Origin of the sequence: Pantoea sp. UBA5035, assembly GCF_002415245.1 — a bacterium.
GTDB classification, from domain to species: domain Bacteria; phylum Pseudomonadota; class Gammaproteobacteria; order Enterobacterales; family Enterobacteriaceae; genus Pantoea; species Pantoea septica.
On record NZ_DICD01000004.1, the window covers coordinates 130,975 to 154,814 of the forward strand.

Annotated in this window: 4 protein-coding genes; 1 reads left to right on the forward strand and 3 read right to left on the reverse strand. The window is 64.0% G+C overall.

All coding sequences use genetic code 11. The features are described 5' to 3' along the window. Positions 1–109 precede the first annotated feature (109 nt). The 3 genes from B3229_RS03645 to speA form a co-directional block, all read right to left on the reverse strand. Positions 110–17,974 carry an Ig-like domain-containing protein gene (locus B3229_RS03645; RefSeq protein ID WP_286868740.1) on the reverse strand — a complete coding sequence of 5,955 codons (17,865 nt, stop codon included), beginning with the start codon at positions 17,972–17,974 and terminating at the stop codon, positions 110–112. A 238-nt stretch (positions 17,975–18,212) separates the two neighbouring features. Then, positions 18,213–18,911 carry a diguanylate phosphodiesterase gene (locus B3229_RS03650; RefSeq protein WP_376747184.1) on the reverse strand — a complete coding sequence of 233 codons (699 nt, stop codon included), beginning with the start codon at positions 18,909–18,911 and terminating at the stop codon, positions 18,213–18,215. A gap of 783 nt (positions 18,912–19,694) precedes the next feature. After that, positions 19,695–21,671: a biosynthetic arginine decarboxylase gene (speA, locus tag B3229_RS03655; protein ID WP_072010440.1), complete on the reverse strand. Its 1,977-nt coding sequence runs from the start codon at positions 21,669–21,671 to the stop codon at positions 19,695–19,697. A 714-nt stretch (positions 21,672–22,385) separates the two neighbouring features. Here speA and metK point away from each other — a divergent pair. After that, entirely contained in the window at positions 22,386–23,537 is a 1,152-nt protein-coding gene (metK, locus tag B3229_RS03660) for a methionine adenosyltransferase (protein WP_033752247.1), read from the forward strand. The last annotated feature ends 303 nt before the right edge of the window (positions 23,538–23,840 follow it).

Consider the following 23,840-nt stretch of genomic DNA (forward strand, 5'->3'; position numbering starts at 1 on the left):
GCGATATGTTGCGCTTGATTGCATCCGATCCATCGTTTTCCACTCGTCAGTTAGAGAAAGGGGCGCATCCCTGCGCCCGATAATGCTTCCCTGCCAGACATCACGGCGATCAGACCGTGTGATTCTGGTGCGGCTGTTGCAGTAGCTCCTCCAGTGAAACGTTCACCCCTTCCAGCGTGACCAGTTGCGTACTGCTGTAGGCGGTGCCGGTGCCGTCGCGGTCGATCGACAGAACGGTATTGCCATCGGCGGTATGGTCTACCTTCACGAAGTCATTGACGTTGCTGGTCGCGTCGTTCCAGCCGACAAGCAAGCTGCTGATATCGATCTTGTCGCCGCTGGCGACAGAGAAATCGGTCCAGGTGTCATGCTCGTTGCCGCCGACGGCATCCGCGCTGTTGAGCAGGTGATACACCAGGGTATCGGCGCCCGCTCCGGCAGTGATGGTGTCGTCGTAGGCGCTGCTGGTCAGCGCATCCGCGCCTGCGGTTCCGGTAATAGTCGGATGCAGTTCGATGGTGAAGCTGTTGGTGGTAATGGTGCCGTCGGCTGCCGCCAGGCTATAGCTGAACACCTCTTTATGTACGATCCCCTGCACGTTTACGGCCGAGTTGAGCGCGTAGGTGTAGTGACCGTCGGCGGAGATGCTCAGAGTGCCGTAGTCGCCCGCCACCAGCGTGATGCCCGTGCTGCTGACGGCGGTGGTCAGACCCGCCTCGTTGGTGATGCTCAGCGCGCCGGTATGGGCCGCGCTGCTGTCGCCGTAGATGCTGCCGCTCGCCGTGGTGCCGTCATCGACGTGCGCTTCGGCAAACAGGCTGTTTACCGAGAAGAGCGTCGCGGCCGGGCCGTTGTGCAGGTTCACGGTCAGGGCGGCCGAGGTCACCGCGCCGCTGGCGTCGCGCACCGAGTAGGTGAACACATCCGTGGCCGGCACCGTGTCGACATCCAGCCCCGCTTTCAGCGCATAGGTGTAGTTACCTCTGGCGTCGACGGTCAGGGTGCCGTAGGTGGTGTTGATCACCGTGTTGCCGGTCGCTGCAATCGCGCTGCTGCCTACCGTGGTCACCAGCGTGCCTGTCGGTATCGTGCCGGCCACCGAGCTGGTGTCATTCGCCAGCAGGTTGCCCGTCACGGTCGCCGCCACCGTCACCGCCAGGGTGGTGATGTCGGAGGTGGTGGTCACGTTGGTGGACGGCAGGACGCCGACGCCGCTGCTGGTGCCCAGCAGCACCGCGTAGTTGCCGGTGCCGAGGTTGCTATAGGTGACGTTGCCGCCCGTCTGCGTCCCGACCGTCAGGAAGGTTGAGATGTAGTTGGCGTTGCTCGATTTCACCACCCAGGTGCCGTTCGCCTGCTGCTGATAGAGGTAGAGCGTATAGGTCGACGTCAGCGCCACCAGGCTGGTCGCCGAGGCGTGCAGCGTCACCGTACGGGTATCGCCCGCGCCCACGGTAAACTGATAGGCGTTTGCGCTTTGCAGCACGTCGAGCGTGACCGCGCCGCCCAGGTTAACGTTCAGCAGCGAAACACCGGTATGGCTGGTATTCGCGTTGGTAATCGTGCCGGTCTGCGTGGCGTAATCCACTTCGGTGACATCGTTAGCCGCCACCACGCGGATAGCGCCCAGCACCGTTGCGGCGGGCGATACGTTGCCTGCCTGGTCGGCCTGAGTGACCGACAGCGTCGCGCCAGTGGTCTGGGCGGTGGTCAGCGCCAGCGAGAAGCTGCCGTTGGCCGCCACGGTGCCGCTGCCGATGGCGTTGCCGCCCGCGTCGCGTACCGTCACCGTCGCGCCTGCCTCGCCGCTACCGGTCAGCGTGGTGCCTGCCGTGTTGATCGCCAGGCCGGTGACCGCCGTCGGCGCCACGTTGTCGATCGTCACGCTCGCCGTCGTGGTGCCGCTGACGTTGCCCGCCGTGTCGGTAACCGTGACGTTCAGCGCATGGGCGCCCTGCGTCAGCGTGGGGGTGGTGAAGCTCCAGGCGCCGCCGTTGCTGGCGGTCACGCTGCCCAGCAGCGCTGTGCCGTCATAGATCCTGACCAGCGCGCCCGCTTCCGCCGTACCGCTCAGTACCGGCGTGGTGTCGCGCGTCGCCCCGCCGCTCGGTACCGTGACGGTCGGCGTCACCGAGTCGTTGGTGATCACCAGGGTACTGGCTGCCGGCGCCGTGGTGTCGATGGTCAGGGTGGCGTTAACGCTCGGGCTGACGTTGCCCGCCGCATCGGTCGCGGTGACGGTCAGCGTGTGCGGGCCGCTCGCCAGCGTCGGGCTAATCAGGCTCCACTGCCCGTTGCTGCCCACCGTGGCGGTGCCCAACAGCGTGGTGCCCTCATAGACGCTAATCCGCGCGCCGACTTCGCCGCTGCCGCTCAGCAGAGGAGTGTTGTCGTTGGTAACGCCGCCGTTAGGAATGGTCACCGGCGTGCTGCCGTTGTTGTTGCTCACCGCCAGCGCCGTAACCGCCGCTGGCGCCGTGGTATCGACAATCACTGTGGCCGCCGTCGAACCGCTGACGTTGCCCGCCAGGTCGGTCACGGTCACGCTCAGCGGATGGGTGCCCTGCGTCAGCGCGCTGGTGGTAAAGCTCCACGCGCCGCTGGCGCCCGCCGTTGCTGTGCCCAGCAGCGTACCGCCGTCGAAAATGCTGACGCGGCTGCCCGCTTCCGCCGTACCGTTCAGGGTCGGCGTGTTGTCGTTAGTCGACCCGCCGTTCGCCACCACCGTGCCGGTGATGTCGTTGACGACCTGCAGCGTCGAGGCGGCTGGCGCCACCGTATCCACGGTAACGGAAACCGTGGCGGAGGCGGCGCTGGTGTTGCCCAGCGCGTCGCGCACCGTCACGCTCAGCGGATGCACGCCGTTGCTCAGCGCGCCGGTGGTGAAGCTCCACGCGCCGTTGGCGCCCGCCGTGGTGGAACCGAGCGCCGTGGTGCCGTCGAAGATCACCACGATAGCGCCCGCTTCCGCCGTGCCGCTCAGCGTTGGCGTATTGTCGTCAGTGACGGCGCCGTTCGCCAGGATGCCCTGAATCGCCCCAACGTTGTCGCTCACCGTCAGATCGGTGACCGCTGCTGGCGCCGTGGTATCCACGGTCAGCGTCAGCGTGGTCGGCGAGCTGGTGTTGCCGACCGCATCGGTGGCGGTGACGCTCAGGGTATGGGCGCCATCCGCCAGCGTCGGCGTGACGAAGCTCCACTGACCGTTGCTGCCCGCCGTCGTGCTGCCCAGCACCGTGGTGCCGTCGGTGATGGTGATGCGGCTGCCCGCCTCGGCGCTACCGGTGAGCGCCGGCGTGCTGTCGTTGGTGCTGCCGTTGCTGGCGATCGGCACCGGCGTGGTGCCGTTGTTGTTGCTTGCCGTCAGGGTAACAGCCGCTGGCGCCGTGGTGTCCACCACAATGCTGGCCGTGGTGGAGCCGCTAACGTTGCCTGCCGGATCCGTCACCGTCACGCGCAGCGCATGCGCGCCTTCGGCGAGGAGGCTTGAGGTAAAGCTCCACGCGCCGCCCGTGCCGACGGTCACGGTGCCCAGCGCCGTCGCGCCGTCATACACCGTGACGGTGCTGCCCGCCTCCGCCGTACCGCTCAGCACCGGCGTATTGTCGTTGGTCGATCCGCCATTCGGCACCGTCACGTTGGCGGCGTCGTTGGTGACCACCAGCGTCGACGCGGCTGGCGCGACGGTATCCACCGTCAGGGTAAACGGCGTCGCGGCGCTGGTGTTGCCCGCCGCGTTGGTCACCGTTACGTTGAGGGTATGCGCGCCGTTGCTCAGCGCGCCGGTAGTGAAGCTCCATGCGCCATTCGCGCCCGCGATCGCCGTGCCGAGCAGCGTAGCGCCGTCGTAAACGGCCACGATATTGCCCGCGCCGGTGGTGCCGCTAAGCGTCGGCGTGTTGTCGTCGGTGACCGCGCCGTTCACCAGGTTGCCCTGCGTCGCCCCGACGTTATCGTTAACCGTCAGATCGGCGACCGGCGCTGGCGCGGCGGTGGCGACCGTCAGCGTCAGCAGCGCGGCTTCGCTGGTGTTGCCCGCCGCATCGATGGCGGTCACGCTCAGGGTATGCGGGCCGTCGGCCAGCGTCGGCGTGGTGAAGCTCCACTGACCGTTGCTGCCCGCCGTGACGCTGCCCAGCACCGTGTTGCCGTCGGAGATAAAGATGCGGCTGCCCGCCTCCGCCGTCCCCGTCAGCACTGGCGTGCTGTCGTTGGTGGTGCCGTTACTGGCGATCGGCGTCGCCGTCGCGCCGTTGTTGTTGCTGGCGGTCAGGGTTACCGGCGCTGGCGCCACGGTATCGACCACCACCGTCGCGGTGCCGGACGGCACGCTGACGTTGCCCGCCGCATCGGTGACGCGAGCGCTCAGCGTGTGGGTGCCCTGTGCCAGCGCGCGGGAGACGAAGCGCCAGCTGCCGCCAGCGTCCGCCGTAACGGATCCGAGCGCCGTGGCGCCGTCATAGATGGTCACCAGGCTGCCCGCCTCGGCAGTGCCGCTGACCACCGGCGTGTCGTCATTGGTGAAGCCGCCGTTCGGTATCGCCGTATTGGTAGCGTCGTTGGTGATTGTCAGATTCGCGGCCGTCGCTGGCGCGATGGTATCCACGGTGAAGGCGATAGCGGCGGAGCGATCGCTCAGGTTGCCCGCCGCATCCGTTACCGTCACGCTCAGCGCATGCGGCCCGTTAGTCAGCAGCGGCGAGACGAAGCTCCATGCGCCGCCTGCTCCCGCCGTAGTCGAGCCGATGACGGTGTCGCCGTCATAGACGGTGACCAGCGCGCCAGCTTCGGTGGTGCCGCTCAGCTGCGGCGTGTTGTCGTTGGTGGCGGTGCCGTTGGCGATCTCCACCGGCGTGGTGCCGTTGTTGTTGCTCAGCAGCAGCGCGGTAGCCGCGGCTGGCGGCGTGATATCGACGGTAATGGCGATCGGACCAGCCGACGCGCCAGGGTTTCCTGTGGCATCTACCGTGGTAATGGTGAAGCTGTGCGCCCCCTCCGCCAGCGCAGCTGGCGTAAAGGTCCACACGCCGCCGGCGCCGACGGTGACGCTGCCCAGCGTGGCCCCGCCGTCAGCGATGGTAATCACGTCGCCGGCGGTCGCCTGACCGCTCAATACCGGCGTGGTGTCGCTGGTAGAGGCGCCGTTGGCCAGATTAACCAGCGTGCTGCCGCTGTCGTCGGTAAGCTGCAGCGTACTGGAAGTCGGCGGCAGGCCATTCTCAATGGTGATAGCGAATGGCGTGCTCGCCGCGCCGACGTTGCCTGCTACATCGGTCTGCGTAACGGTAAAGCTGTGCGGGCCGTTGCTCAGCGCGCCGGTGGTAAAGCTCCATGCGCCGCCGGCGCCCGCCGTTACCGATCCCAGCAGCGTGTCGCCGTCATAGACGCTGACGACGCTGCCCGCCTCCGCCGTGCCGCTCAGCGTCGGAGTGTTGTCATCGGTGACCGCGCCGTTGGCCAGCGGGCCGTTGGTGGCGCCCGCATCATCGCTCACCGCCAGATCGGCGATAACCGCAGGCGGCGTGAGATCGACGTTAATGGTGTAGGGCTGCGCCTCGGTGCTGACGTTGCCCGCCGCGTCGGTGACCGATACGGTAAAAGTATACTGCCCGTCGGTCAGCGTGCCGGTCTCGAAGCGCCAGACGCCGCTCTGGTTCACCGTAGCGGTGCCGAGCAGCGTGTCCCCTTCATAGATATTGACCGTAGCGCCCGCCTCGGCGGTGCCGCGCAGTACCGGCGTGTCGTCGTTGGTATAGCCGTCGCTGGCGATCAACACCGGCGTCGCGCCGTTGGTATCGTAGATATCAAAGGTCGCCACCGGCTGCGGCGGCGTGGTATCCACGGTCAGGGTGATGGATGAGGTGGAGCTGATATTGCCCGCCGCATCCGTTACGGTGACGTTCAGCGTATGCGCGGCGTCGGAGAGCGCCGGCGCTGGCGTAATGCTCCATGCGCCGCTGCCGTCCGCCGTCGCCGAGCCGACCGCCGTGGTGCCGTCGTAGACGGTAACCAGCGTGCCCGCTTCTGCCGTACCGCTGATGGCTGGCGTGCTGTCGTTGGTGATGCCGCCGTCGGCAATAATCGTGCCGCCGTCGTTGCGCACCGTCAGCGCGCCTGCCGGTTCCGGCGGCGTCACGTCGACCACAAAGGTAAAGGCTTCAGAACGCGCGCTGACGTTGCCGATCTCGTCGGTGACCGTGGTGCTCAGCGTATGGCTGCCGTCCGCCAGCGCAGGCGAGGTAAAGCTCCACGCGCCCTGGCCGTTTGCCGTCGCCGATCCGATCACCACGTCGCCGTCATAAAGGGTGACCAGGCTGTTGGCCTCTGCCGTTCCCGTCAGTACCGGCGTGTTGTCGCTGGTCGCGGCGTTCGGCGTCAGCACCACCGTTTCTGGGCCGTTATCGCTGCTGACCGTCAGCGCAGACGCGTCCGGCGCCAGGGTGTCGACGGTAAAGCCAATCGCCGCTGAAGGCGCGCTGGTGTTGCCCGCCGCATCGGTGAGAGTCACCGTCAGGCTGTGCGCGGCGTCGCTCAGCGTCGGCAGCGAGAAGCTCCACAGGCCGTTGGCGCCGACCGTGGTTGTGCCGAGAGCAAGGGCGCCATCATAAACGGTGACGATGCTGCCCGCTTCGCCGCTGCCGCTCATCAGCGGCGTGCTGTCGCTGGTGATGCCGCCGTCGACGATCGCCGTTGCCGCCCCGTTATCGCTGGTGAGGGCGATATCCGCCGCCGTTGCCGGCGCGGTGGCGTCGATAACCACGCTGATAGCGGCGGCGGCGCCGACATTGCCTGCCGCATCGACAGGCGTCACGGTAAAGGTATAGGTGCCGTCGTCAAGCGCAGGCGGGGTATAGCTCCAGCTGCCGTCGGCGTTGACCGCTACGCTGTCCAGCAGCGTGGCGCCATTATAGATGGCGACCGTGCCGCCCGCCTCAGAGAGGCCGCTCAGCACCGGCGTGTTGTCATCGGTAAGGCCGCCGTCCGGAATAGCCGTTGGCGTTGCGCCGCTGTCGTTGCTCAGCGCCAGGCTGGTTACGGCCGCAGGCGGCTGGGTATCGACGTTCAGCGCGATGACGCTGCTGGCCGGGCTGACGTTGCCGGCCGCATCTGTTACCACGGCGCTCAGGCTATGCGCGCCGTCGTTGAGCGTCGGCGCGGTAAAGCTCCAGCTGCCGTCGTCATTCACGGTGGCGCTGCCGAGTACCGCCGTGCCGTCCAGCACGGTAACGATGCTGCCTGCTTCGGCGCTGCCGCTCAGCACCGGCGTGTTGTCGTTGCTCAGGCCGCCGTCTGGGATGGTCGCGCCGGTAAGATCGTTAGTGAGCGTCAGCCCGGTAACGGCCTCAGGAGCGGCGGTATCGACGGTAAAGCCGACAGGCGGAGTCGTGCCGCTGCTGTTGCCCGCCGCGTCGGTAACGCTCACGCTCAGGCTGTGCGGCCCGCTCGCCAGCGTCGGCGTGGTAAAGCTCCAGCTGCCCTCCGGTCCTACGGAGACGGAGCCGATCGCCACATCGTCGTCATAAACGGTGACGACACTGCCCGCCTCGGCCGTGCCGGTTAGCTCCGGCCTGGCGTCGTTGGTGGCGCTGCCGTCCACAATCGGCACCAGCGTCAGGCCGTTGTTGTTGTTAACCAGCACGTTGTCGGCCAGCGCAGGGGCGGTGGTATCCACGCTGAAGCCCAGGGCTTCCGACGTGGGTCCGACGTTGCCCGCCGCATCGGTCACGACGGTGGTGAAGCTGTGCACGCCTTCGCCCAGCGCTGGCGACGTAAAGCTCCAGCTGCCGTCAGCGCCGACGGTGGCCGTGCCTAGCACGACCGTACCGTCAGAGACAGTGACCGTGCCGCCCGGCTCCGCTGTCCCGCTCAGCACCGGCGTCGCGTCGTTGGTCGCGCCGCCTGCCGCAATGACGACGCCGCTGGCATCGTTGGTCAGCAGCAGTGCGGTCGCTGCCGCAGGCGCGGCGGTGTCGACGGTAAAGCCGATCGCCTCAGACGGCGCGCTGCTGTTGCCGGTGGCGTTCGTTACCACCACGCTCAGACTGTGCGCGCCTTCGCTCAGGGTCGGCGCGGTGAAGCTCCAGCTGCCGTCGCCGCCGACCGTGGCCGTGCCCAGCACCGTGGGGCCGTCGGAAACGGTAACCGTGCTGCCCGCCTCCGCGGTGCCGCTCAGTACCGGCGTGGTGTCGTTGGTCTGGCCGCCCGCTGCAATCGTCGTGCCGCTGGCGTCGTTAGTGAGCGCCAGATCCGCCGCCGCCGCTGGCGGCGTCAGATCCACGGTGAAGAAGTAGGCCGCCGACGCCGGACCGATATTGCCGGCAGCATCGGTGACGGTGGCGGTCAGGCTGTGATCGCCCGCCGCCAGCGCCGGAGAGGTAAAGCTCCAGCTGCCGTCGCTGTTCACCGCCACGGAGCCAAGTGCGATGTCGTTGTCATAAAGGGTAACGATGCCGCCCGGTTCGGCGGTGCCGCTCAGCACCGGCGTGGTATCGCTGGTGGTGCCGTTCGCAGGGATCGCCGCGCCGGTCTGATCGTTATTCAGCGTCAGGCTGAGCGCCGCCGCCGGCGGCAGGGTATCGACCGTAAAGCTCAGCGCATCGGTCGGCGCGCTGACGTTGCCCGCGCTATCGGTGACGGTCGCCGTCAGGCTATGCAGGCCGTCATCCAGCGCCGGAGAGGTAAAGCTCCAGTTGCCGTCCGCGTCGGCGGTGACCGAGCCCAGCACGGTGTCGCCGTCGGAAACGGTCACCAGGCTGCCGGCATCGGCGCTACCGCTCAGCACCGGCGTCGCGCTGTTGGTGAGTCCGTCCGCAGGAATAGCCGCACCGCTCTCGTTGCTGAGCAGCAGATCGGCCGCTACCACCGGCGGCGTGGTGTCGATGGTCGTCGTCAGCGCATCAGAAGCCGGACCGACGTTGCCCGCCGCGTCAGTGACGGTAGCGGTCAGGCTATGATCGCCTTCGCTCAGCGCCGGCGACGTAAAGCTCCAGCTGCCGTCGCTGTTCACCGTTGTGGAGCCGAGCGCGGCGGCGCCGTCGTAAACGGTAACAATGCCGCCCGTCTCCGCAGTGCCGCTCAGCACCGGCGTCGGATCGTTGGTCACGCCGCCAGAAACCGGCACAGGGGTGCCGCTCTGGTCGTTGCTAAGCTGCAGCCCGGTCGGCGCCGCTGGCGGCGCGGTATCCACCGTCACCAGGATCGGCGCGGTGGCGGCGCTGCTGTTGCCCGCCGGATCGGTGACCACGGCGGTCAGGCTGTGATCGCCGTCGGCCAGCGTCGGCGTGGTATAGCTCCAGTTGCCGTCGTTGTCCGCCGTGACGCTGCCGAGCACGGTGCCGCCGTCGGAGAGGATCACGGTGCTGCCCGGCTCAGCGGTGCCGCTTAATACCGGCGTCACGTTGTTGGTGGCGTCGCCCGAGACGAGCGGCGCACCATCGTTGCTCAATACCACATCCGCAGGCAGAGCCGGCGGCTGGGTGTCAACGGTGATGGCGACAGGCGTGGAGGCCGGTCCGGCGTTGCCGGCCGCGTCGGTGACCACGGTGGTCAGGCTGTGGCTGCCGTCAGAAAGCGTCGGCGTAGTAAAACTCCAGCTGCCGTCGGTGCCGGCCGTCGCCGTGCCCAGCACCTGATCGCCGTCGGAAACGGTGACGGTGCTGCCCGGTTCGGCGCTGCCGCTCAGCACAGGCGTATTGTTGCTGGTCGGCGTATCAGTCGCGATCGGATCGCCGCTGGCATTCGTCAGCGTCACGTCGGTCGCGGCGGCTGGCGCAGTGGTGTCGATGGTCAGGGTCAGCGGCGCGGACTGAACCAGGTTGCCAGTGGCGTCGGTGTAGCTGGCGAGGAAGCTATAGGTGCCGTCCGCCTGCGCCGCAGGCGTAAAGCTCCACTGCCCCACGGCATCAGCGGTGACGCTGCCCAGCACCGTATCGCCGCTGAAGATCGTGACCAGAGCGCCCGCCGTCGCCAGGCCGCTCAGGATCGGCGTCGCATCGGAGGTAACGGCGCCATCGGCCAGCGAAACCAGCTGGCTGCCGCTGTCGTCGGTCGCCTGCAGAGAGGCGGTGGCCGGCGGCAGATCCGCCTGAATATTCAGATTAAAGGCTGGCGTCGCCAGGCTGACGTTGCCCGCCGCGTCGGTGACGGTCACGGTCATGCTGTGATTGCCGTTACTTAGCGCGGCGGTGGTCAGGCTCCAGTTGCCTGCGGCATCCGCCGTGACGGTGCCGAGCAGCACGTCGCCGTCATAAACGATGACGAGCGCGCCCGCTTCCGCCTGGCCGCTGAGGGTCGGCGTGCTGTCGTCGGTGGTGTCGCCGGAGGTGAGAGGCCCCTGGCTGCCGCCGACGTCATCGCTTACCACCAGGCCGCTGGCGGCGGCTGGCGGCGTGGTATCGACGGTAAAGGTCAGCGGCGCGGAGGCCGGGCCGACGTTACCGGCGAGGTCGGTCTGAGTGGTGGTGAGGCTATGCGGCCCTTCCGCCAGCGCCGGCGAGGTAAATTGCCAGTTGCCGCTGGCGTCCACCGTGGCGGTGCCCAGCAGGTTGCCGTTGTCGGAAACAGAGACGGTGCTGCCCGGCTCGCCCGTGCCGCTCAGTACCGGCGAGACGTCGCGGGTGGCGCTGCCGTCACCGATCGGCGTGCTGGTGCTGCCGCTGTCGCCGGTAAGCTGCAGGTTATCGGCCGCGCTCGGCGCAATGGTATCGACGGTGATATTCAGCGGACCGGCGTTGGTGGTCGCGCCGTCAGGCCTGACGATGGTGGCATAGAAAGCGTGCAGGCCGTTCGACAGCGAGAAGAGCCGGAAAGACCACTGGCCGCTGCCGTCTGCCGTGGTGCTGCCTATCAGCGTCTGGCCGTCGTAGAGCGTAACCACGCTATTCGGATCGGCGAGGCCGCTCAGCACCGGGCTGTCGTTATTGGTCGTGGCGCCGTCGATCAGCGGCGCGACGGTAGAGCCGGTTTCATTGACCGCCTCCAGCGGCGTGCTCGCTGGCGGCAGCGTGCCGTCAACGGTGAGCGCGAAGGCGTCAGACGCCGCGCCGACGTTGCCTGCTGGATCGGTGAGAGTGGTCGTCAGGCTGTGCGCGCCGCTGCTCAGGGTCGGCGTGGTAAAGCTCCAGCTGCCGTCGGTGTCGACGGTGGTGTAACCCAGCACGACCTGGCCGTCATAAATCGTCACCAGCGCGTTTGGCTCGCCCTGACCGCTCAGGGTCGGGGTGCGATCGTCCGTAGTGTCGCCCGAGGCGAGCTGGCCTGTGGCATCCCCGTAGTTATCGGTAACCACCAGATTGCTCACCGCCGCAGGCGCGACGGTATCAACGTTAAAGGCCAGCGGCGCGGAGGCCGGGCCGCTGTTGCCCGCTAAATCGGTTACCGTGGCGGTCAGGCTGTGTCCGCCATCGCCCAGCGCCGGGCTGATAAAGCTCCAGCTGCCGTCGGCGTTGACCGTCGCGCTGCCCAGCACGTTGTTGCCGTCGCTTACGGTAACGGTGCTGCCCGGTTCAGCGCTGCCGCTCAGGGTCGGCGTGGTGCTGCTGGTGGAACCGCCTGCCCCTATCGGCTGTAGCGTGCCGCCGCGGCTATCGCTCAGCACCAGATCGACGATCGCCGCCGGCGGCGTGCTGTCGACGTCAAAGGTGATCGGCGCGGAGGCGTTGCTGACATTGCCCGCCGCATCGGTCACGGTGGCGCTCAGGCTGTGGGCGCCCTCGCTCAGCGCAGGCGTGGTAAAGCTCCAGCTGCCGTCTGGACCGACGGCGGCGCTACCGAGTACGTTGCCGCCGTCGGAAACGGTGACAATGCTGCCCGGCTCAGCCGTGCCGCTCAGCACAGGCGTCGTATCATTGGTCGCGCCCGTAGTGACCGGCACCAGCGCGCCGCTGGCGTCGCTGCTCAGCTGCAGCCCGCTGACCGCATCCGGCACGACGCTGTCGATGGTGATATTCAGCACGGGCGAAGGCGTCAAGCTGCCGTCCGCGTTGGCGGTGTCGGCGCGGAAGGCGTAGCTACCCTCTTCCAGCGCCGCTGGCGTGAAGCTCCACTGACCGGCCGCATCGGCGGTGACGCTGCCGATGACCGCGTCGCCGTTATAGAGCGTCACCAGCGCGCCCGCAGTGGTCAGGCCGCTCAGCACCGGCGTAGTGTCGCGCGTGGTGTCGCCGTCAGCCAGTTCTACAAGGGTGCTGCCGCTGTCGTCGGTCACTACCAGCGAGGCGGTGGCTGGCGGCACGCCGGCGTCAACGGTGAGATCGAACGGTGTTGTCGGCGCGCTGACGTTGCCGACCGCATCGGTCACGGTAACGGTCAGGCTGTGCAGGCCGTCGCTCAGTGCCGGCGTGATGAAGCTCCAGCTGCCGCTGGCATCTGCCGTCGCGGTGCCGAGCAGCGTGTCGCCGTCATAGACGCTGACAGTGCCGTTGGCCTCCGCCGTGCCGCTCAGGGTCGGCGTGCTGTCGTCGGTGGTGTCGCCAGAGGCGAGATCGCCCTGCGAGGCGCCCACGTCGTCGGTTACCACCAGGCCGGTGGCCGCCTCCGGCGCAGTGGCGTCAACGGTAAAGGTGAGCGGCGCCGAAGCGGGGCCGGTGTTGCCCGCCGCATCGGTTACCGTAGTGGTCAGGCTGTGGCTGCCGTCGGCGAGCGTCGGCGAGGTAAAGCTCCAGCGGCCATCCTGCGCGACCGTGGCGCTACCAAGCACCGCGTCGCCGTCAGAAATAGTGACGATGCTGTCTGGTTCGGCGCTGCCGCTCAGCACCGGCGTAGCGTCACTGGTGGTATCGCCTGCGGCGACCGGCACGGAGACGCCGCTGCTGTCGCTGCTGAGCGCCAGATCGGCTGCGGCCACCGGCGCCTGCGTATCCAGAGTAAAGGTTGCTGGCGCAGTCGGCGCGCTGGCGTTGCCTGCCGCGTCGGTCACCACCGCCGTCAGGCTGTGGCTGCCGTCGGCGAGAACCGGCGAGGTGAAGCTCCAGCTGCCGTCCTGAGCGGCCGTAACGCTGCCCAGCACCGTATCGCCGTCAGAGATGGTGACGACGCTGCCCGCCTCCGCCGTGCCGCTCAGCACCGGCGCATTGTTGTTAGTGAGGCCGCCGATGGGAGCGCCGTTCTCATCCACCAGCGCAATGTCGGTAGCGGTTGCCGGCGCTGCGGTGTCGATGGCGATCGTCAGGATGGCGGAATCGGTGATATTGCCCGCGGCGTCGGTGACGCTGGCGCGGAAATCGTAGGTGCCGTCCGGCAGCGCCTGCGGCGTAAAGCTCCACAGGCCGCTGCCGTCGGCGGTGACGCTGCCGATAGCGGTATCGCCGTTATAGAGCGTTACCAGCAGCCCGGCGGCGGTCTGACCGCTCAGCGTCGGCGTCGCGTCGCGCGTGCTGGCGCCGTCAGCGAGATCCACTGGCGCGCCGCTGCTGTCGTCAGTGACCGCCAGGGTGACGGTCACAGGCGCCTGGGTGGCGGCGACGGTGAGATCGAACGGCTGCGTCGGCGCGCTGACGTTGCCCGCCGCATCGGTCACGGTCACGCTCAGGCTGTGCAGGCCGTCGGCCAGTTCCGGCGTGGTAAAGCTCCAGCTGCCGCTGCCGTCGGCGTTGGCCGTGCCCAGCAGCTGATCGCCGTCGTAGACGCTGACGATGCTGTTGGCTTCCGCCGTGCCGCTCAGGGTCGGCGTACTGTCGTCGGTGGTGTCGCCGAACGCCAGCGCGCCCTGACGATCGCCGACGTCATCGGTCACGGTGACGCCTGACGCTGTCTGCGGCGCGGAGGTATCGAGAGTAAAGGTCAACGGCGTAGAGGCTGCGCTAACGTTGCCCGCCGCATCGGTTACGGTGGCGCTCAGGCTGTGGCCGCCTTCAGCAAGCGTCGGCGTGGTAAAGCTCCAGCTGCCGTCCTGGGCGACGGTGGTCGTGCCCAGCACAGTGTCGCCATCGGAAACGGTGACGACACTGCCCGGCTCCGCCGTACCGCTCAGCACCGGCGTAGGGCTATTGGTGGCGCCGTCGTTCGTTACCGGCACGCCGTTAGCGTCGGTCAGGGCCGCGTCCGCGACCGCCGCAGGCGCGACGGTATCGATGGTGACGGTCAGCACCGGCGAGGGCGTCACGCTGCCGTCCGCGTTGGCGGTGTCGGCGCGGAAGGCGTAGCTGCCATCGTCCAGCGCCGCTGGCGTGAAGCTCCACTGGCCCGCCGCATCGGCAGTCACGCTTCCGATGACCGCATCGCCGTTATAGAGCGTGACCAGCGCGCCCGCGGTGGTCAGGCCGCTCAGCACCGGCGTGGTGTCGCGCGTGCTGGCGCCGTCGGCCAGCGCCACAAGGGTGCTGCCGCTGTCGTCGGTTACCTCCAGCGAGGCGGTGGCTGGCGGCACGCCGGCATCAACGGTGAGATCGAACGGTGCCGTCGGCGCGCTGACGTTGCCAGCCGCATCGGTCACGGTCACGGTCAGGCTGTGCAGGCCGTTGCTCAGCGCCGGCGTGGTAAAGCTCCAGCTGCCGTTAACGTCAGCCGTGGCGGTGCCAAGCAGCGTATCGCCGTCGTAGACGCTAATCAGGCTGTTGGCCTCCGCCGTGCCGCTCAGGGTCGGCGTGCTGTCGTCGGTGGTGTCGCCAGAGGCGAGATCGCCCTGCGAGGCGCCCACGTCGTCGGTTACCACCAGGCCGGTAGCTGCCTCTGGAGCAAGGGTATCAACGGTAAAGGAGAGCGGTGCCGAAGCCGGGCCGGTGTTGCCCGCCGCATCGGTCACGGTGGTGGTCAGGCTATGGCCGCCGTCGGCAAGGCCTGCGGCGGTAAAGCTCCAGCGCCCGTCTCCACCGACGGTCGCCGTACCCAGTACGGTGTCGCCGTCAGAAATGGTGACGATGCTGCCCGGTTCGGCGCTGCCGCTCAATACCGGGGAGGCGTCGCCCGTGGCAGCGCCTGCAGCGACCGGCACGGAGACGCCGCTGCTGTCGCTGCTGAGCGCCAGATCGGCTGCGGCAACCGGCGCCTGCGTATCCAGGGTAAAGTTCGCTGGCGCGCTCGGCGCGCTGGCGTTGCCCGCCGCATCGGTCACCACCGCCGTCAGGCTGTGGCTGCCGTCAGCGAGAACCGGCGAGGTGAAGCTCCAGCTACCGTCCTGGCCGACTGTGACGCTGCCCAGCGGCGTGCCGCCGTCAGAAACGGTCACGATGCTGCCCGGCTCCGCCGTGCCGCTCAGCACCGGCGCGTTATTGTTGGTGAGGCCGTCGATCGGATCGCCGTTGGCGTCCGCCAGCGTGACGTCCGCCGCCGCTGTCGGCGCGACGGTGTCGATGGTAATCGCCAGGGTGGCGGAATAGATGATGTTGCCTGCGGCGTCGGTAACGGCCGCGCGAAAATCGTAGGTGCCGTCTGCCAGCGCGGCAGGCGTAAAGCTCCACTGGCCGTTGATGTCGGCAGTGACGCTGCCAATTACGGTATCGCCGTTATAGAGCGTAACCAGCGCGTTAGCGAAGGTCGCGCCGCTCAGTACCGGCGTGGTGTCGCGCGTGCTGGCGCCGTCGGCCAGATCCACCGCCGCGCTGCCGCTGTCGTCGGTGATCACCAGCGTGCTGGCCGCCGGCGGTTCGCCTGCGGCGACGGTAAAGTCGAACGGCGCGGTCGGCGCGCTGACGTTGCCTGCCGCATCGGTCAGCGTCAGCGTCAGGCTGTGCGCGCCATTGCTCAGCGTCGGCGTGGTAAAGCTCCAGTTGCCGTCGGTGCCGACCGTCAGGCTGCCGATGGCGACGCCGTTATCGTAAATGGTCAGCAGCGAATCGGGCTCTGCCTGTCCGCTCAGAACAGGGGTCGCGTCGTCGGTGGTGGCGCCTGACGTCAGCGGACCCGTGCTGTCGCCGACGTCGTCAGTGACCACCAGACCGCTGACCGCTTCCGGCGCCTGCGTATCGACGGTAAAGTTGAGCGGCGCGGAAGCCGCGCTAACGTTGCCCGCTGCATCCGTTACCGTTGCCGTCAGGCTATGGCTGCCGTCCGTCAGTACCGGCGTAGTAAAGCTCCAGCTGCCGTCTCCGCCTGCGGTAACGGTGCCCAACAGCGTGTCGCCGTCTCGCACGGTGACTGTACTGCCCGGTTCCGCGCTGCCGCTCAGCGTCAGGGTATTGTCGTTTGTCGCGCCGCCAGCGGCCACCGCTGCGCCGTCGTCGTTAGTCAGCTGCAGATCGGCTGGCGTGGTTGGTGCCAGCGTATCGATAGTAATGGTCAGCACCGGCGACGGAGTAATGTTGCCGTCGGCGTTGGTGGTATCGGCGCGGAAGGCGTAGGTGCCGTCCGCCAGCGCGGCGGGGGTAAAATTCCACTGGCCGCTGGCGTCGGCGGTAACGCTGCCGATAACCGTGTCGCCGTTGTAGAGCGTCACCAGCGCGCCCGCGGTGGTCAGGCCGCTCAGGGTCGGCGTGCTGTCTGCGGTCGAGGCGCCATTGGTCAGCGGCACCAGCGTACTGCCGCTGTCGTCGGTAATCTCCAGCGAGCTGGTCGCTGGCGGCAGATCCGCCGCGACGTTGACCACAATCGCCGCCGTCGGCGCGCTGACGTTGCCTGCGGCATCGGTTACGGTCGCCGTCAGACTATGGCTGCCATTGCTCAACGCGGGCGTGGTAAAGCTCCACAGGCCATCGGCGCCAACCGTGACCGTGCCGAGTAAGGTATCGCCGTCATATACGCTGACGGTGGTGCCCGCTTCTGCCTGGCCGCTCAACACTGGCGTATTGTCGTCGGTCGAGCTGCCGGAAGCGAGCGGCCCCTGGCTGTCGCCGACGTTATCGGTCAGCTGCAGGTTGCTGGCGGCATTCGGTGCCAGGGTATCAACGGTGAAGGTCAAGGTGGTCGCCGGGCTAACGTTGCCTGCCGCATCGGCGGCGGTAATGCTCAGCGTATGGCTGCCTTCGCCCAGCGTGGAGGTAGAGAAAGACCAGCGCCCATCGCTGCCGACGATAACCGTGCCCAGCACGGTGCCGTTATCGGAAATGGTGACGGTGCTGCCCGCTTCGGCCGTGCCCTGCAGCGTCGGCGTTGCGTCGCTGGTCGCGCCGTTTGCGGCGATGGGCGTCAGGATCGTGCCGTTATCGCTGGTGGCGCTCACGTCGGTTAGCGCCGGCGCGAGAGTATCGACGGTAAAGTTCAGCGGATCGGTGGCGCTACTGGTGTTGCCTGCGGCGTCGGTGACCGTCACCGTCAGGCTATGCTGGCCATCCGCCAGCGTCGGCGTAGTAAAGCTCCAGCTGCCGTCGGCATTTACGGTTACGGTGCCCAGCAGCGTGCCGTTGTCGTAAACGCTGACGGTAGCGCCCGCCTCAGCGGTTCCGCTTAAAACAGGGGAATTATCATCGGTGATGCCGCCTGCGGCAATGGCGCCCTGAATGCTGCCGACGCTGTCGTTAATCACTACATTGGTCGCCGCGCCGGGCGCGGTGGTATCCCCGCCGCCTGTGCCGCCGCCATTGTTACCGCCGCCTGTGCCGCCGCCGGTATTGCCGCCACCTGTGCCATCGCCTGGGTTATCTCCGCCGCCGGTGCCGCCGCCTGCATCGCCACCACCACCGCCGCCACCGCCGCCGCCGTTAGTAGCAAACAGCGCGCCGATCCCCGCCAGCGCCGCGCCGCCGATACCAAAGGCGGCGATAGTGTTGTCGCTGGTCAGGTTATCCGCCAGCAGCCCTTCGGTACTGTCGATCGAGACGTACTGAAAACCCTGCTCACCGGGATTTTCTACCCACCAGAGCGCGCCCTGGTCATCCTGCAATACCAGGTCGCTTTCGCCTGCCGGGCCATAAAAATTATGAATAACAACCGTTTCGCCAGATTTCGTGGTTACAACAAGATCATTGCCGTTGCGTGCGAAAGATTTAATGTCAGATCGATTGAGGTTGAGTTTAATCACACTTGGAGTGGACAAATTGACGTCGCTGCCACTCAGCTGCGAGGCGATAGTACCGCCTTTAGGCGTTACTGAGATATTATTCATGTTATGTATATCCCACTGAGATTATTAATATTCATAAAAATGCCCGGCACCCAGAGATGCCGGTTTTTTCCGTGAATAACGCTGTGTGCTATTCACTCCCCTCTTTGTCGATCCCATCCGCTTGACGAAATCGCACTGAGCCGTGTTGAGTCTTTATCCTGGTGAGGGAATCACTTTTATTTTTCTAATAACCACAATGGGCTAGCCTGTTCCCGTAATAACGAGAACCGGCGACATATCATAAAAAATTAGGGCGACTGGCGATGGTGGTCTGTTGTTTTTTTAACGTGCCTGATGGTGAAACTGTTGCTGTTTGCTCAATAAAATCCGCTAAATAGCGCGCTTTCCAGCGACGACCCTGCAGGCCGACAATCGGTTTGTGCGCGAGCAGCTGGAGATGCCGCTCTGTCTCTACGCCCTGAACGATAACGCCCTTGCAGAAATCGTTTACATGATTAAGCAGCGTATCGAAGGCATAGCCATCGCCATGTTTCCAGAAGAAGTCTTTGCTGGTTTTGACATATTCGAAGAGGCCGCTGGTCAGCATTGATAAGGTCGATCCGCCCGCCGCGAAATCGTCCAGCCATAATAACGCAGGAGTAATACCCGCCAGCTTTTGCAGCAGCAGGCGATCGGCAGCGCAATAGCGTTCGGTGAACAAGGCGGAAACTTCGAGACGCAATAAGGGCAGACGGTCGAGCATTTTCTGCGTGTTGGCGTTATTTAAAACGCCGCGAATAATATCGCCGTCGACGTTAAGGCTGATAATGTGCGTGAAGCCGCTTTTATAGAGCGCCTCAAGCTGTTCCAGCTGTAGCTGAAACAGCTGCCATTTTTCCGCCTCAAGCAGGCAGTCGAACAGGCGGTGTCCACTGTCAGCATCCGTCAGGCCATTCATTTCACGGCCCGGCGTGAAGCGCGTTAACAGCTCCCACACCGTCACCTTTCCGGACAGAGCGTGAACAGGGTCAAGCAGAAAAGCGTAGTGCTGACGAAGACTTAGTTGGCGACCCATTCTGCTGCTACCCGATCTACCCGATAAGTCAGCCACCTGAAAACAGCAACGGAAATGTCAGGAAAACTCATATGAACGTTAAGAAAACATAGAAGATTCTTAACACCTTAACCTGATGCTAACGTACAACTTACATTTTGAAAAATAGATTTAAGCCAAACCCGGCCGAAAATTCAATAGCCAAAACCAATCAATTACGGTGATTGAAAAGGATTTTCAGAAATAAAAAATCATAAAACATGTTATAAATTAATTCCTCTGGCGGACTTGACGAATAGCCATTATTCTACTCCGTTGATTTTGTTATTAAATAAATTTAAAGCGGCATTGTAAACATCACGTTAGCTGATAAATTTTACTGGAAATAAAAGTCGCAATGATTTCCAAAAGCTGCCAAATAAAAAGGGCATCTTTAAATTCAGCTTTAGTCATAATGTTTAAATTTTATAATATATAAGCCTAAAAATCAGAGGCTATACACGCTATAAATTTAACAATTGAGATCGCCTGAATTGAGGTCAACGCTAACGCCTCGTTTTTTCTAAAAAATTCAGCGGCAAACAACTCCCCTTTCTGGGGCGCAGGTTTTACGAAGCTTAATCAGGCGTGAAACGGTGATAACGCTCACAAAACAGGTAAAAAGGGGAATTTCAGGCGGGAGAAGAGAATACCGGGCCCCTGATAAGGCCCGGCATGAAGCGTTACTTACTCATCTTCAAGATAGGTGTAGCCGTACAGGCCGCTTTCAAACTCTTCCAGGAACTGCGCGCGCAGCTCGTCGTCGAGATCGGTCTCTTTGACCTGATTACGGAACAGCGTCATCAGCTCGTCGGGGTTCAGCTGCACATACTCCAGCATATCCGCAACGGTATCGCCCTCGTCCGACAGCTCGACCTCGACCTCACCACCTGCGCGTGCGTAGACGTTGACCGCCTCGGTATCGCCGAACAGGTTATGCATATTGCCGAGGATCTCCTGATAGGCGCCGACCATAAAGAAGCCGAGCATCGGCGGATTCTCTGGATCGTATTCCGGCATCGGCATGGTGGCGGCGATGCCGTCGCCGTCGACGTAGTGATCGATGGTGCCGTCGGAATCGCAGGTGATATCCAGCAGCACCGCGCGACGCTCCGGCTTTTTATGCAACCCTTCCAGCGGCAGTACCGGGAACAGCTGATCGATGCCCCAGGCATCCGGCATCGACTGGAACAGCGAGAAGTTGACGTACATCTTGTCCGCCATACGCTCCTGCAGCTCGTCGATAATCGGACGATGCGCGCGGTTGCTCGGGTCGAGATGCTGCTGAATATAGTGGCAGATGCTCAGGTAAAGTTGCTCCGCCCAGGCACGCTGCGTCAGATCGTAGGTGCCAGAGGCGTAGCCGGTATGGATATCGTGCAGATCCATCTGGCTGTCGTGCAGCCACTCGCGCAGCGAACGGCGCACGTCAGGTTCGTGCATCTCCTGCCAGGTTTCCCACATACTGAGGATCGGGCGCGGCGCGTCCTCTTCCGGCGCCTGCGGCGTAATGAACTCGTTACGCTCCACGCCGATAATGTTGGAGACCAGTACGGTATGGTGCGCGGTCACGGCGCGGCCCGACTCGGTGATTACCGTCGGGTGATCCAGCCCGTGCTCTTCGCAGGCATCGCCGATCGCCCAGATAACGTTGTTGGCGTACTCGTTCAGACCATAGTTGACCGAGCAGTCGGACTGCGAGCGGGTACCTTCATAGTCGACGCCCAGACCGCCGCCGACGTCGAAGCATTTGATGTTGACGCCCAGCTTCGCCAGTTCAACATAGAAACGCGCCGACTCGCGCACGCCGGTAGCGATGTCGCGAATATTGGCCATTTGCGAACCGAGGTGGAAGTGCAGCAGCTGCAGACTGTCGAGACGGCCCGCGTTGCGCATGATCTCCACCAGCTGCAGCACCTGCGACGCCGAGAGGCCGAACTTCGATTTTTCGCCGCCGCTCGACTGCCATTTGCCGGAGCCCTGCGACGCCAGACGCGCGCGAATGCCGAGGCGCGGCACCACGTTCAGACGCTCGGCCTCTTCCAGCACCAGACGCACTTCCGTCATCTTCTCGATGACCAGATAGACTTTGTGGCCGAGCTTTTCGCCAATCAGCGCCAGACGAATATATTCGCGATCTTTGTAGCCGTTGCAAACGATCACCGTGCGGGTTTTGCCGGCGTGGGCCAGTACCGCCATCAGCTCCGCTTTGGAGCCCGCTTCCAGCCCCAGCGGTTCGCCGGAGTTAACCAGCGATTCGATCACGCGCTTATGCTGGTTGACCTTAATCGGGTAGACCAGGAAGTAGTCGCCGCGATAGCCGTAGGATTCGCGCGCGCGCTTAAACGCCGCGTTAATTGAGCGCAGACGATGCTGCAGGATTTGCGGAAAGCAGAACAGCGCAGGCAGACGCTGGCCCTGGGCCTCGCGCTCTTTCACCAGATTCGCCAGATCGACGCGCAGCGTCGGCTCGTCCGGGTTCGGACAGACGCTGACGTGACCGAGTTCGTTAACGTCGTAGTAGTTATTGCCCCACCAGGCAACGTTATAGGTACGCAGCATTTTGCTGGCATCCTGGTCGTTCATTGCAACCTCCTGCATTGAGCGGAGCACACCCTGTTCGCCGGCTGACGAACCCTTAATAGTCTTCATGTCGCCAGACATCACGAACCTCGAATTTCTGTTGGAATGTGAAAAAAGCACAAAACTAAGTGTAAAACACCCTGGCCCGTTACGTGTAAATGGACCCCGAATGCATCACGACGTTCACCGACGTGCAATCGTCAGTAGCGTAAATAAGGAAAAACAGGTTAACCGGCGCGCGTGTCGGGAGAATGACCGCAACAGGCGATTCGTCGGAAAAGAGGAGAAAAGGCAGGAAAGGAGTACGCCAGCGCGCCCATTGAGCGCAGAGAACCGCAAGAGAGAAGAGCGTGGTTCATTACTTCTGTCACCTCCACACATGTTTTCGCATGTGGAAATAATCTGGGCGAACGTCAGAGAGGCTCTGACAGTGGCTTACGCGCAGCGGCGTCATCCTTATGGCTGCAGGCAGCAGCGGCGTTTTATACCGCCTGACGGGCGAAATTGCAAAGCGTTTCGCTGGTTTGCCGCCGTTCCGCGTCACGTTTTTTTGCCAGCGACCGCTTTTCCGAAAAATGCGGAAACAGAAAAAGGGCTGGCATTTCGTTCACCCCTTAACCTAAAATAGCCGTCCAGATGGTTTTCCATCTAAACTGGTTAACATCCAGGCGTTTTACGTCTGACATACTGACACTTCTAAAACTGCTCGCGGCTTTGCCTGAAGGGGCGTCAAGTAAGTTCATCTCACTTACGCTATGCAGTCGAATTCAAACCATTTGTAAGGTAAAGAACAGAATGGCTAAACACCTTTTTACGTCCGAGTCCGTATCAGAAGGACATCCTGATAAAATCGCCGACCAGATCTCTGACGCCGTGCTGGATGCCATCCTCGAGCAGGATCCCAAAGCGCGCGTGGCCTGCGAAACCTACGTTAAAACCGGTATGGTGCTGGTCGGCGGTGAAATCACCACCAGCGCATGGGTCGATATCGAAGAGATTACCCGCAATACCGTACGTGAAATCGGTTATGTCCATTCCGATATGGGCTTTGACGCCAATTCCTGTGCCGTTCTGAGCGCCATTGGCAAGCAGTCGCCCGACATTAACCAGGGCGTTGACCGCACCGATCCGCTGGAGCAAGGCGCGGGCGACCAGGGCCTGATGTTCGGCTACGCCACCAACGAAACCGACGTGCTGATGCCGGCGCCGGTGACCTATGCGCACCGTCTGGTGCAGCGCCAGTCTGAAGTGCGTAAAAACGGCGCGCTGCCGTGGCTGCGTCCGGACGCGAAAAGCCAGATCACTTTTCAGTACGACGGCGGCAAAATCGTCGGTATCGATGCGGTAGTGCTCTCTACCCAGCATTCCGAAGATATCGACCAGGCAACCCTGCGCGAAGCGGTGATGGAAGAGATCATCAAGCCGGTGCTGCCGACCGAGTGGATCAACGCCAGCACCAAGTACCACATTAACCCGACCGGCCGCTTCGTTATCGGCGGCCCGATGGGCGACTGCGGCCTGACCGGCCGTAAAATCATCGTCGATACCTACGGCGGCATGGCGCGTCACGGCGGCGGCGCTTTCTCCGGCAAGGATCCGTCGAAGGTTGACCGTTCTGCGGCTTACGCGGCGCGCTACGTAGCGAAAAACATCGTTGCCGCTGGCCTGGCTGACCGCTGCGAGATTCAGGTCTCCTACGCTATCGGCGTAGCGGAGCCGACCTCCATCATGGTGGAAACTTTCGGCACTGAGAAGATCTCAACCGAACAGCTGACGCTGCTGGTGCGCGAGTTCTTTGACCTGCGTCCTTACGGCCTGATTCAGATGCTGGACCTGCTGCAGCCGATCTATAAAGAGACCGCCGCTTACGGTCACTTCGGTCGCGAACATTTCCCATGGGAAAAAACCGACAAGGCTGCCCAGCTGCGCGACGCTGCTGGCCTGTAAGGTTTCTCTCTAAAGGCTCTCCCCTTTCCCAGGGGAGAGCCTTGTTTTTTGGCCTCTTTTTTCTCTGCCTTCCGCCCCGTTCAGCACATTTTCTTTTCTCTACTACACTTTTCACACTCGTCAAGCCTCGGCGTGTTACCGATTACAAATTGAAACGCTTTATTAATCTGTTATTTAGGATTTAACCTGCGTGGTTATTCGGCTGAAAATGCGTTATTTTCAGCGTCCTCTGATAGCCGATAATTGACGCCATGTCGGAAACTTAACAAGTGCTATACCTTACTGGTTAGTTAACCTTTTTGG